Source organism: Nocardioides imazamoxiresistens (assembly GCF_032378595.1).
In the GTDB taxonomy this organism is placed as follows: Bacteria; Actinomycetota; Actinomycetes; order Propionibacteriales; family Nocardioidaceae; genus Nocardioides; species Nocardioides imazamoxiresistens.
Map to the genome: position 1 here is coordinate 336,406 of NZ_JAVYII010000005.1, position 12,840 is coordinate 349,245.

Sequence of the window (12,840 nt, forward strand, 5' to 3'; positions counted from 1 at the left end):
CGAACCTGGAGGCTGCATGAGCGCCACGCGTCGTATCCGCATCGGCATCGACACCGGCGGGACCTTCACCGACGTCGTCGCCGTCGACGAGGAGACCGGAGAGCTGGTCACCACGAAGACCCCGTCGACGCCCGCGAACCCCGCCGACGGGTTCCTCAACGGCATCGACAAGGTCCTGGGGGTGCTCGGCCTCGACGGAGACGCCGTCACCGCCGTCAGCCACGGCACCACCGTGGCGACCAACAAGCTGCTCGAGGAGAAGGTCGAGAACCTCGGGTTCATCACGACCGAGGGCTACGGCCACCTCCTCGAGATCGCCCGTCAGTCGGTCCCCGACGGCTACGGCAACTCGTACTTCTGGGTGAAGCCCGACCGCATCGTCCCGGTCGACCTGGTGCGCGCCATCGGCGGCCGCCTCGCGGTCGACGGCAGCGAGGTACGCCCGCTGGTCGAGGCCGACGTCGTCGCGGCGGCGCACTACTTCCGCGCCCGTGGCGTCACCACCATCGGCCTATCGTTCCTCAACTCCTACGCCAACCCGGTGCACGAGGAGCAGGCGCTCGCCATCCTCCAGCGGGAGTACCCCGAGGCCGACTACTCGCTGTCCTCGCAGGTGCTGCGGGAGTACCGGGAGTACGAGCGCAGCGTCACCACGCTCGTCGACGCGGCCGTGAAGCCGAACATCCGGGCGTACGTCAACAACATCACCGAGCGACTCAACTCCTTCATCGCCCGCGCCGACGCGAGCGACGAGACGGAGCACCGCGAGGTGCCCTTCTACGTCATGAAGTCCAACGGCGGCGTGCTCTCGGCCGAGGAGGTCGTGCGCCAGCCGATCACCACGGTCCTGTCCGGCCCCGCGGCCGGCGCCCTGGGCGCCGCCGTGATCGCGCAGCGCGCCGGCTTCGACAGCGTGCTGACCTGCGACGGCGGCGGCACCTCGACCGACGTGACCGTCGTGATCGACGGCCACCCGGCGCTGACCACCGAGGGCACGGTCGGCCCGTACCCGAGCAAGATCCCGATGATCGACGTCGTCACCGTGGGCGCCGGCGGCGGCTCCATCGCCTGGATCAGCCCCGAGGGCACGCTCAAGGTCGGCCCGCAGTCGGCCGGCGCGGACCCGGGCCCCCTCTGCTACCGCAAGGGCGGCGAGGAGCCGACGATCACGGACGCCCACGTGCTGCTCGGCCGGATCCCCCCGCACCTGCTGGGCGGCGAGATCCCGCTCGACGTCGACGCCGCGCGCGCCGGCATCGAGGACATCGCCGGCAAGCTCGGCCTGGGCCTCGAGGAGGCCGCGGACGGCATCCTCGAGATCTCGGCCTGGAACCAGGCGAACGCGCTGCGCCAGGTCACCGTCAAGCGCGGTCTCGACGCCCGCGACTTCAACATGGTCACGTTCGGCGGCTCCGGCTCGCTGCTCGCCTGCCGCCTCGTCGACATCCTCGGCCTGCAGGGCGTCATCGTCCCGCTGAACCCGGGCAACACCTCGGCGTACGGCCTGCTCACCGTCGACGTGCGCAACGACTACGTGCGCACGGCGATCAGCAAGCACGACGACCTCGACCGCGAGCGCGTCGAGGGCCTGCTCACCCAGCTCGCGAGCGAGGCCGACGAGGCCCTGGCCCGCGAGGGCTTCGAGCCGGCCGAGCGCCAGTTCTCGCGCACCGCCGACCTGCGCTACGTGGGCCAGGCGTTCGAGGTCCGCGTGCCGGTCCCCGACGGCCCGGTCGACGACACGCTGCTCGCGGCCGTGGCCGACGCCTTCCACGCCGAGCACCACAAGCTCTACGGCTACGACTTCCGCGGCGACGCCACCCAGCCCGTCGAGTGGGTCAACCTGCGCGTCTCGGGCATCGGCCCGATCCGCAAGCCCGAGCTGCGCGAGATCGCCGCCGGCACCGGCTCCGAGGGCGCCGTCACCGGCACCCGCCGCGTCTACTTCGACCAGTGGTACGACGCGCCCGTCGTCGCCCGGGCCCAGCTGGGCGCCGGCGACGTCGTCACCGGCCCGGCGATCGTCGAGGAGTTCAGCTCGACCGTCCCGCTGCACCCCGGCTTCGTCGCCGAGGTCGACCGCTTCGGCAACCTCCTCATCACCCGCAAGGAGAACCTCTCGTGACCGACGTGCTCACCACCCCGCCCGGCGCCGAGACCGAGGCCCCCACCGTCGTGGGCGTGCGCGCGCCCGGCGGCGACGCCCCGTACCGCCTCACCGAGGGCATTGACGTCGACCCCGTCGTCGTCGAGATCGTCGAGGGCTACCTGGCCTCGGTCGAGCAGGAGGTCGAGACCTCCATCGGCCGCACGAGCCGCTCGCCGATGATCCGCGACGCCCACGACTACCGCGCGGGCATCCACGACCGGCACGCCCGCAAGCTGACGGGCCGCTCGTACTCCGCGCTCGTGCAGCCGGTGATCCGCGACTACCCGGCCGACACCATGCGGCCCGGCGACGTCTTCTTCCACAACGACGTCTACCTCTCCGAGGGCGGCATCGGGCACCTGCCCGACCTCTGCATCACGGCGCCGGTCTTCCACGACTCCGGCGACGGCCCCGAGGTCGTGGCGTTCGTGCAGGCCTTCGGCCACCACGACGACATCGGCGGCTCGGTGCCCGGCTCGATGCCGAGCACCGCGACCAGCGTGTTCGAGGAGGGCCTGATGGTCCCCCCGATCAAGCTGTGGGACGCCGGCGTGCCGAACGAGGCCGCGCTGAAGATCATGACCCGCAACTCGCGGATGCCCGACTCGCTGGCCGCCGACCTCGACGCCGAGTGCTCGGCCTGCCTCCTGGGCGCGCGTCGCCTCACGGAGCTGTTCGACCGCTACGGCCGCGACCAGGTGTTCGCCGCGTTCGACGCGATCCTCGACAAGACCACGCAGACGTTCCGCCGCGAGATCCTCTCCAAGATCCCGACCGGCACGTTCGTGTGGGAGGACTACGCGGAGCAGGACGGTGTCGACGACCCGAAGCTGCACACGCAGCGGATCACGCTGACGAAGGAGGAGACCGGCGGGCCCGACGACGGCCCCCGCCTGGTCATCGACTTCACCGGCACGGCCGCGCAGGCCAAGGGCCCGATCAACCACTGCGGCGACTACGCCGACGGCGCGTTCCTCAAGAAGTGGATCGCCCCGATCCTGCGCAACCTCGCCGACACCCCCGAGCGGATGGCCGAGCTCGACGTCAACGAGGGCATCAGCCCGCTGATCGAGATGCGCTTCCCGCCGAAGGGCACGCTGCTGACGCCGGAGTTCCCGGCGCCGACGAACGCGCGTACCTTCGTCATCCTGCGCCTGCTCGGCGTCCTGGCCGGCGTGGTCGCCAAGGCGGTCGACGGGCGGATGCCCGCCGACCAGGAGACCATCCGCTACACCGGCGTCTACGGCAACGACCTCGAGGGCAACCCGTACCTCATGCGCGAGGTCCTGGGCGGCGGCTCCGGCGGTCGCTACTACGCCGACGGCGAGGACACCATCCACGTCGTGCCGGACTCGCGGAACCTCCCGACGGAGTTCACCGAGTCGCGCTTCCCGTTCCGCGTCGAGAGCCTCGGCCTCGCGCTCGACTCCGGCGGCGCGGGCCAGTTCCGCGGCGGCCTGGGCTACGAGAAGCAGATCCGGATGCTCGCCGACGCGCACTTCATGTCGATCGCGGACCGCTCGATCCTCGCCTGCTGGGGCGTCAAGGGCGGCAAGGCCGGCAAGCCGTTCCGCGTGACGATCGACCCCGACGGCCCGAACGAGCGCGAGGTCGACGCCCTCGTCGACGCGATCGAGGTCAAGGCCGGCGAGGTGATCCGCATCCGCACGACCGGTGGCGGCGGCTGGGGCGACCCGCTCGACCGCGAGCCGGCGTCGGTGGCGCGCGACGTGTGGTGGCGCAAGGTCTCGGTCGAGGCGGCGCGCGAGGACTACGGCGTGGTCTTCGCCGGCGACGTCGACCTGGACGCCACGGAGGCGCCCGCGGTGGACGAGGCGGCCACCACGGCCCTGCGCGACGAGCTGCGCGGCGCCCGCGAGGGCGAGGCCCCGTTCTTCGACCGTGGCCCCGGGTACGCCCTGCTGTCCGGCGGCGCGACCAGCTCCCCGTACGACTTCCTCTGAGTCGACGATGAGCTCCCCGCGTCCCACCCTCCGCGTGGCGGTCACCGGCGCGTCCGGCAAGACCGGCGCGGCGGTGGTGGCCGGCCTCCTCGAGGCCGGCCACCGCCCCGTGGGCCTGGTACGCCGACCCGAGGCCGCCGAGGCGCTGCAGACCAGCGGTGCCGAGGCCCGGGTCGTCGACCTCGACGGCGGGCGCGACGACCTCGTCGCCGCGCTCGCCGACGTCGACGCGGTGCACCACGTGCCGCCGAACATGCACCCGGCGGAGGACGAGCTCACGGCGTCCGTCGTCGAGGCGGCCGAGGCGGCCGGCGTCGACCGGTTCGTCTACCACTCGGTCCTGCACCCCTACGTGCCGGCGATGCCGCACCACCTGCGCAAGGCCGTCTCGGAGCTGCGGGTCCGCCGCAGCGCGCTGCGCTGGACGATCCTGCAGCCGGCCAGCTACGCGCAGAACCTCCTGCCCTTCTGGGAGGCGGCCCGCGACACGGGCACCTACCGCGTCCCCTACGACGTCGACCGGCCGTTCACGCCGGTGGACCTGGCCGACGTCGCCGCGGCGGTCGTCGCGGTGCTGGACGACCCGGCCACCGCGCACGGCACCTTCGAGCTCGTCGGGCCCGAGGTGCTGACGAGCCGTGACATGGCGGCGGCACTGGGCGAGGCCGCCGGCCGACCGGTCGTGGCCGAGCCGCAGCCCGTCGCGCAGTGGCGCGCCGGGGTCGACCCGTCCGGCACCCGCCGCGACCTGGACGACCTGGCGGCGATGTTCGACTGGTACGACACCCACGGCCTGGTCGGCAGCTCCCTGGCGCTGCGCACCCTGCTGGGCCGGGAGCCGACCACCCTGCGCGCCGCCCTGCGGCGCGACCTGGGGCTGGGCACCACCCCGGCCCCCTGACCTCCGGCGACACCTCGGGCCGGCCGTCACCGCCACGGCGGGACGGCCGGCCCGACCCGTTCCTCCCCACGCACCACCGCAGCACCACCGCAGCACCACCGCAGCACCACCGCACCGACGGCACTTCCTGCCAACAGCGGGGCCCGAGCTCGGGCACCGCTTGCCCTACGCCCCCAGCGTCGTCCCGCCTAGATTTCGAGGGACGGCGAGAGGCAGATCACACGGACGGAGATTCTCGTGCGCGCGCTCATCGCACTCGGCGGAAACGCCATGACGGCACCGGACGGCACCGCGACGGTCGACGCGCAGCGCGCGGCGATCGGCACCGCGGCCGACCGGATCGCCGACCTCGTCGCGACCGGCACCGACGTCGTTGTCACCCACGGCAACGGCCCCCAGGTGGGCAACCTCCTGGTCAAGAACGAGCTGACCGCCCACGTCGTCCCGATGGTGCCCCTCGACTGGTGCGGCGCCCAGACCCAGGGCACGCTCGGCTACACGCTGACGGCCAGCCTGGACGCCGCCCTCGCCCGCCGGGGACTCGACCGTCGTGCCGCCGCCCTCGTCACCCGCACCGTCGTCGACCCGGACGACCCCGACTTCCTCGCGCCGAGCAAGCCCGTCGGCCGTTTCCTGCCCGAGGCCGAGGCCCAGCGCTTCGTCGCCGAGGGCCAGAACTGGCAGGACCGCGGCGAGCGCGGCTGGCGCCGGGTCGTGCCCTCCCCCCAGCCCCGCGAGATCGTGGACGCCCCGGCCGTGCAGACCCTCGTGGACGCCGGCTACGTCGTCGTCGCCGCGGGCGGAGGCGGCATCCCCGTGCTGCGCGAGGCCGACGGGACGCTCACCGGCGTCGAGGCGGTCATCGACAAGGACCTGGGCGCCGCCCTGCTCGGCACCCTGGTGCGTGCCGACGTGCTGGTGATCGCGACCGACGTCGACAACGCGATCGTGGGCTGGGGCACGCCCGAGGCCCGGGCCCTGGGTCGCGTCGGCGTCCAGGAGATGCGCGACATCGCGGCCGCCGGTCACTTCGCAGCAGGCAGCATGGGCCCCAAGGTCGAGGCGGCCCTCCGCTTCGCCGAGAAGGGCGGGACGTCCGTGATCACCTCGCTGGACCGGATCCGCGACGCCGTCGCCGCCGTCGCGTCCGGCTCGACCGACGACGCCGTCGGCACGGTCGTCGTCCCCGAGCCGTCGACCGCAGGCGTCGCCTGACGCCCCACCGACCACCCCTCCGGCAGCGTTGCCGGAGGGTCCGCACCACCCGCACCACCCGCACCACCCGAACGACGCAGTCCTCGGCCCGCCCCTGCGGGTCGACGCCACCGAAGGAGAGGTAACGCCGTGCCCGACGCCATCGAGGTCCGCAAGGTCCCCATCAAGAACGTCTCGGACGCATCCGGGCTCGCCGAGCTCATCGACGCCGGCACCCTCGAGGCCGACCGCGTCATCGCGGTGATCGGCAAGACCGAGGGCAACGGCGGTGTCAACGACTACACCCGCATCATCGCGGACCGCGCGTTCCGCGAGGTCCTCCTGGAGAAGGGCAGCCGCCCGGCCGAGGAGGTCGCGCAGATCCCCATCGTGTGGTCCGGCGGCACCGACGGCATCATCTCGCCCCACGCCACGATCTTCGCGACCGTCCCGGAGGGCTCGGTCGAGCCGACCGACGACCTGCGCCTCACGGTCGGCTTCGCGATGAGCGACGAGCTGCTGCCCGAGGACATCGGCCGCGTCACGATGGTCGACAAGGTCGCGGCGGGCGTGCGTACCGCCATGGAGCGCGCCGGCATCACCGACCCGGCCGACGTGCACTACGTGCAGACCAAGACGCCGCTGCTGACGATCCACACGATCCGCGACGCGAAGAGCCGCGGCAAGACGGTGTGGACCGAGCACACCCACGAGTCGATGGACCTGTCCAACGGCTGCACCGCGCTGGGCATCGCCGTCGCGCTCGGCGAGATCGAGCAGCCGACCGACGCCGACGTCATGCACAACCGCGACCTGTACTCCTCGGTCGCCTCGTGCTCGTCGGGCGTCGAGCTCGACCAGGCGCAGATCGTCGTCGTGGGCAACGCCCGCGGTGTCGGCGGTCGCTACCGGATCGGCCACTCGGTCATGAAGGACGCGCTGGACACCGACGGCATCTGGGCCGCGATCAAGGACGCCGGCCTCGAGCTGCCCGAGCGCCCGCACACGAGCGACCTCGGCGGCCGCCTGGTCAACGTGTTCCTCAAGTGCGAGGTGTCGCAGGACGGCGAGGTCCGCGGTCGCCGCAACGCGATGCTCGACGACTCCGACGTGCACTGGCACCGCCAGATCAAGAGCGCCGTCGGCGGCGTGACGGCCTCGGTCACCGGTGACCCGGCCGTGTTCGTCTCGGTCTCCGCGGCCCACCAGGGCCCCGACGGCGGTGGTCCGGTCGCGGCCATCGTCGACCTCGGCGAGGACCCGACCGGCTACCCGTCGGCCTGACCTGCCGCACGTGAACGGGCCCCCGGGGCCGGGCCACCGCCCGGCTCCGGGGGCCCGTCCGCGTACCCGGGTCAGTCGTCGACCAGCGGCGTCGAACGCGTGATCTCGACGGTCGTGGGGGCGCCGGGGTCCGGGCGCCGCTCCTCGGCGGCGTAGGTCGCGGTGAAGGTGAACGTCTGCTCGTCGAGGACCGCGTCCGCCGGGACCTCGAAGACCACCAGGTCGACGGGCTCGGCGTACGGCTGGCGCGAGGGCGGCGTGAAGGCCTGCGCCGGCACCACGTCGACGGGATCGGCGTCGCCGAGCCGGTACGCGACCGCGTCGGGCTCGGTGCCCAGCTCGAAGGTCCGGCCGCCGTTCTCGGCGGCCAGGAACGTGCCTCCGACGTCGACGACGACCGCGAGGTACGCGCTGCCCTCCGGCGCGGGCGGCAGCGGACCGACCGCGGGCGTCGGCGGGTGGGCGTCGAGCCGGCACTGGTCGTACTCGTTCTCCAGGCCGACCCACCCGGACGGCCACTGCACGGCACCGCAGGCCGTGGAGACGTAGCGGACGTCCGCGGACGTGGCCGGCGACGCCACCAGCTCGTCGGCGCCCAGGTCGACCTCGACCACCCGTCCGTCGCGCTCGACCTCGAGCACCAGCCCGTCGGTGCCGGACCCGCCGACGGCGACGGCGGTCGTCGTCGCCGCGCGGGCGCCGGCCGGGAGGCCGGGGTCGGTCGCCGCGTCCAGGGCGTACGCCTCGTCGCCGTCGCGCAGCGTGACCACGGCCGGGGGCACCGCGACGTCGACCGAGGGGCCCGACCGGAATCGGGCGTCGGCGACGTCGACGACCACGAAGCTGCCGCCCTCGGGGGCCAGCACCCCGGCGTCGGCGCCGAGCGTCGTCGTCGTGCTCACGCTGAGGGACAACCCGGCCCCGACGTCGAGGTGACGGGCCTCGCCGGTGGCGGTGCCGGCGGCACCGCCCACGAGCGGCACCACCTCCCCCACGGACGCGCGGCGTGGTCCGTCGCCCCCGGTGGTCGCGCCCGCGACGCCCGCGGCGACCACGACCAGGAGGCCGGCGGCCGACACGGCGAGCCAGCCGAGCCAGGGGCGGCGGTCGGACGGGGCGGACGGGACGGGGTCGGTGGTCGACTCAGGCACCGCGCACCTCCGCGGCGTGGTTCACGGTGACGGTCACGGGATCGAGCCCGCCGTCGGGGTCCTCCGCGAGGATCTCGCCGGTGACACGCAGCTCGCCGGGCTCGGCGCCGCCCGCCAGCAGGAACACCGACGGCTCGGCGTCGTCGTCGGAGTTCGGGATCGGCCCGGGCGAGCCCGCGACGGGCGGCTCGCCGTCCAGGGTGACTGCGAGGTCCGCGGTGACGCGGCCCCAGAAGTCGTCCCCGCGGGTCGCGTAGCTGTTCACCACCATCCCGACGCGCAGCACGGCCCACCGGTCGTCCGCCGCCTCGACCCAGCCGGTCCGAGGCGTCCAGGCGGTCAGCTCGATCGCACCGACGGCGCAGGTGGAGGTCAGGGAGACGTCGGCGGGCAGCGCCGCCAGGAGGTCGCACCGCCCGTCGGTGTAGCGGCGCGGCTGCGCGTCATACAGCCCGGCCGCCCGCCCGGTCTCCAGGTCCCCCGACAGCAGGTCGAGCGTCTGGTCGACCCCGTCGAAGGTGACCGTGAGGGTGAGGTCGGCATCGTCCGCCCCGCCCTCGGCGACGCCCAGCACGACACCGCCGCGGGTGACCTCGGTGGCTCCGTACGCGATGCCGGGCACGGAGGTGGTGCCGGCGTCGCCCAGGTCGACGTCGTCGCCGTCCCGGGTCAGCGCGATCTCGACGTCGGGCGTGCCGGCGGGCGGCGCGGCGTCGACCTCGGCGCCCGCGGGCGGCAGCGCGTACCGGTGCTCGATGCTCCAGCGCACCGCGACGACCTGCCCGTCCTCGGCCGCGCGGTGCTCCCTGGTCGAGGCCGCGGGCCGGGTCGCCGCGACGGTGACGTCCGCGCCGGGGGTCGCGACGACCCGCTGCACGCCCGGGCCGGCGACGGACGGGCCGTCGGGCACGCCGACGACCTCGTCGGGAGCCACCTCCGGCAGGTCGGCCGCGCTCTCGCTCGCGCGCACCTGCTCCTCGCCGGGTTCCGGCTCCGCCGCTGCCGCGGCGACGAGGTACGCCGGCACCGCCAGCACGCACGCCAGCACGGCGACGACCCACCACCACCGGCGGACGTCCGGGACGCTTCGCTGTGTCTGCACCCCACCGGACTGCCCCGCCCGGAGCCCGTCCAATCCCCCCTGCCCGCTAGAGGGCGCGCAGGATGTCCTCGACCCGCTCCTTGGCGTCGCCGAAGAGCATCTGGGTGTTCTCGCGGAAGAACAGCGGGTTCTGCACGCCCGCGTAGCCGACGGCCATCGAGCGCTTGAACACGATGACGTCCTCGGCCTCCCACACGGTCAGCACGGGCATGCCGGCGATGGGGCTGGAGGGGTCGTCGTTGGCCGCGGGGTTCACGGTGTCGTTGGCGCCGATGACGAGCACGACGGAGGTGGACGGGAAGTCGTCGTTGATCTCGTCCATCTCGAGCACGACGTCGTAGGGCACCTTCGCCTCGGCCAGCAGCACGTTCATGTGCCCGGGCAGACGGCCGGCGACCGGGTGGATCCCGAAGCGGACCTCCACGCCGCGCTCGCGCAGCTTCTTGGTCAGGTCGGCGACGGGGTACTGCGCCTGCGCGACCGCCATGCCGTAGCCCGGCGTGATGATGACGCTGGTCGCGTTGCGCAGCAGCTCGGCGGTGCCCGCGGCGTCGATCTCGCGGTGCTCGCCGTAGTCGGTGTCGCCCGAGGACGGCGCCTCGATGCCGAAGCCGCCCGCGATGACGGAGATGAACGAGCGGTTCATCGCCTTGCACATGATGTAGCTGAGGTAGGCACCCGAGGACCCGACCAGCGCACCGGTGACGATGAGCAGGTCGTTGGACAGCAGGAAGCCCGCCGCCGCGGCCGCCCAGCCGGAGTAGCTGTTGAGCATCGAGACGACGACCGGCATGTCGCCGCCGCCGATGGAGGCGACCAGGTGCCAGCCCAGGGCCAGCGCCACGAGGGTCACCACGACCAGCAGCCACAGCTGGTTGTCCAGGACGTACCAGACCGTCAGCGCCACGAACGCGACCAGCGCGCCGACGTTGATGAGGTTCTTGCCCGGCAGCACGAGCGGGGCGGACTTGATCCGCGCGCTCAGCTTCAGGTTGGCGACGATCGAGCCGGTGAAGGTGACCGCGCCGATGAACACGCCGATGAACACCTCGGCGCGGTGGATGTTCTCCAGCGCGTCGCTGACGAAGTACGGGTGCGCGAGGTGGCCGTTCCAGCCGACCAGCACGGCGGCGAGACCGACGAACGAGTGCAGCAGGGCGATGAGCTCGGGCATCCCGGTCATCTCGACGATCCGCGCGCGCCACAGGCCGATGGCGCCACCGACGGCCATCGCGACCACGAGCAGGACCACGCCGAGGGCGTCCGAGCCGTCGACGACCACGACGAACGTCGCGACCAGCGCGATCGCCATGCCCGCGATGCCGTAGACGACCCCCTGGCGCGAGGTCTCGTGCTTGCTCAGACCCGCGAGGCTGAGGATGAACAGGAGGGCGGCGACGATGTACGCCGCGGTGGAGATGCTGAGGGCGTCCATCGATCAGTCCTTCGAGAACATGCTGAGCATGCGTCGGGTCACGGCGAAGCCGCCGAAGACGTTGATGCTGGCGACGAGCACGGCCACGAACGCGAGCACCCTCACGAGGGTGTCGTCGCTCGTGAGCTGCAGCATGGCGCCGACCACGATGATCCCGGAGATCGCGTTCGTCACCGACATCAGCGGCGTGTGCAGGGCGTGGGCCACCTTGCCGATCACGTAGTAGCCGATCACGATCGACAGCACGAGCACCGTGAAGTGCTGCGGGATCGGCGCCGGCGCGGTGGCGTTCACGCCGAACAGCGCCAGGATCCCGAGCGCGATCAGGCCGTAGCGGCGGGTGGCCGCCGCCTGGGGCGAGAGCTCCTTCCTCGGCCCCCCACCGGCACCGGCTCCGGCGACCGGGGCGGGTGCTGCGGCAGCCGCCGGCGCGGGAACCGCAGAGACCTGCACCGGCGGGGGCGGCCAGGTCGACTCGCCGTCACGCACGACCGTCACGCCGCGCTGCACGACGTCGTCGAAGTCGAGGCGCAGCACGCCGTCCTTCTCGGGCGTCAGCAGCTTCAACAGGTTGACCAGGTTGGTGCCGAACAGCTGGGAGGCCTGCGTGGGCAGCCGCCCGGCCAGGTCGGTGTAGCCGAGGATCACCACGCCGTTCTCGGTCACGACCCGCTCACCGGCCACGGAACCCTCGACGTTGCCGCCCTGGGCGGCCGCCATGTCCACGACCACCGAGCCCGGCTTCATCGACGCGACGTCCGCGGCGCTCAGCAGCCGGGGCGCGGCGCGGCCCGGGATCAGCGCGGTGGTGATGACGATGTCGACGTCGGCCGCCTGCTCGGAGTAGATCTCCGCGGCGCGGGCGTCGTACGCCGCGCTCGTGGCCTTCGCGTACCCGTCGGAGGAGACCTCCTTCGACTCCTCGGGCACGACCACCTCGAGGTACTCGCCGCCGATCGACCTCACCTGGTCGGCCACCTCGGGCCGCGGGTCCGTGGCACGCACGATCGCGCCCAGCGACGACGCGGCACCGATCGCGGCGAGCCCGGCGACACCGGCGCCCGCGACCAGCACCTTCGCGGGCGGCACCTTGCCCGCCGCGGTGACCTGACCGGTGAAGAACCGGCCGAACTCGTGGGCCGCCTCGATCACGGCGCGGTAGCCCGCGATGTTCGCCATCGAGCTCAGCACGTCCATCGACTGCGCCCGCGAGATCCGCGGCACCGCGTCCATCGCCAGCGCCGTCACCGGCCGCCCCAGCGACTCGCGCCCGAGCTTCGTGACCAGCTCCGGACGCAGGTTGGGGCTCAGCAGGGCGATCAGGGTCGCACCGTCCGCGAGACGCTCCAGCTCCGCGTCGCTCGGCGCGTTGATCTTCAGCACGACCGCGCTGCCCCACGCCTCCGCGCCGCCGACCACGCGCGCGCCGGACGCGGCGTACGCCTCGTCGGTGAACGCCGCGGCGGCGCCCGCCCCCGACTCCACGACCACGTCGTAGCCCAGCGCGACCAGCTGCTTCACGGTCGTCGGCGTGCCGGCCACCCTGGCCTCCCCGGGCGCCGACTCCGCGACGATGCCCAGACGCAGACCCGGCCCCTGGCCCGGCTGCGACTCCGGCACCGAACCCACCGGTGACTCACTCATGCGTGCCCTTCCGTCT

General features: G+C 73.3%; 9 protein-coding genes. 5 read left to right on the top strand and 4 right to left on the bottom strand.

Annotated features, from left to right (window positions below; translation table 11 throughout):
- The first annotated feature begins 16 nt into the window (after positions 1 to 16).
- The 5 genes from RDV89_RS13155 to bar all read left to right on the top strand — a co-directional run bounded on the left by RDV89_RS13155 (position 17) and on the right by bar (position 7,492).
- Positions 17 to 2,125 (top strand): hydantoinase/oxoprolinase family protein, encoded by a 2,109-nt coding sequence (locus RDV89_RS13155; protein WP_315733509.1) that lies wholly within the window; start codon positions 17 to 19, stop codon positions 2,123 to 2,125.
- Positions 2,122 to 4,113: a hydantoinase B/oxoprolinase family protein gene (locus RDV89_RS13160; protein ID WP_315733510.1), complete on the top strand. Its 1,992-nt coding sequence runs from the start codon at positions 2,122 to 2,124 to the stop codon at positions 4,111 to 4,113. Before RDV89_RS13155 ends, RDV89_RS13160 begins: the two co-directional genes overlap by 4 nt.
- 7 nt (positions 4,114 to 4,120) lie before the next feature.
- Positions 4,121 to 5,014 carry an SDR family oxidoreductase gene (locus RDV89_RS13165; protein WP_315733511.1) on the top strand — a complete coding sequence of 298 codons (894 nt, stop codon included), beginning with the start codon at positions 4,121 to 4,123 and terminating at the stop codon, positions 5,012 to 5,014.
- Positions 5,015 to 5,251: 237 nt separating this feature from the next.
- Entirely contained in the window at positions 5,252 to 6,229 is a 978-nt protein-coding gene (locus RDV89_RS13170; protein ID WP_315733512.1) for a carbamate kinase, read from the top strand.
- Between the two features lie 129 nt (positions 6,230 to 6,358).
- Complete coding sequence (bar, locus tag RDV89_RS13175; RefSeq protein WP_315733513.1) at positions 6,359 to 7,492, top strand: barbiturase; 1,134 nt, start codon at positions 6,359 to 6,361, stop codon at positions 7,490 to 7,492.
- A 71-nt stretch (positions 7,493 to 7,563) separates the two neighbouring features.
- On the opposite strand, the gene RDV89_RS13180 is transcribed toward bar, so the two are convergent.
- From RDV89_RS13180 to RDV89_RS13195, 4 genes are read right to left on the bottom strand one after another with little or no spacing between them, the layout of a single operon-like run.
- Positions 7,564 to 8,643, bottom strand: a complete 1,080-nt coding sequence (locus RDV89_RS13180) for a hypothetical protein (RefSeq protein WP_315733514.1) — start codon at positions 8,641 to 8,643, stop codon at positions 7,564 to 7,566.
- The gene (locus tag RDV89_RS13185; protein ID WP_315733515.1) at positions 8,636 to 9,745 is read right to left on the bottom strand and encodes a hypothetical protein; all 1,110 of its coding nucleotides are present in this window, start codon (positions 9,743 to 9,745) and stop codon (positions 8,636 to 8,638) included. The genes RDV89_RS13180 and RDV89_RS13185 overlap by 8 nt, the downstream gene beginning before the upstream one ends.
- A 46-nt stretch (positions 9,746 to 9,791) precedes the next feature.
- The gene (pntB, locus tag RDV89_RS13190; RefSeq protein ID WP_315733516.1) at positions 9,792 to 11,180 is read right to left on the bottom strand and encodes a Re/Si-specific NAD(P)(+) transhydrogenase subunit beta; all 1,389 of its coding nucleotides are present in this window, start codon (positions 11,178 to 11,180) and stop codon (positions 9,792 to 9,794) included.
- 3 nt (positions 11,181 to 11,183) lie between these two features.
- Positions 11,184 to 12,824, bottom strand: a complete 1,641-nt coding sequence (locus RDV89_RS13195) for a Re/Si-specific NAD(P)(+) transhydrogenase subunit alpha (protein WP_315733517.1) — start codon at positions 12,822 to 12,824, stop codon at positions 11,184 to 11,186.
- Positions 12,825 to 12,840 lie beyond the last annotated feature (16 nt).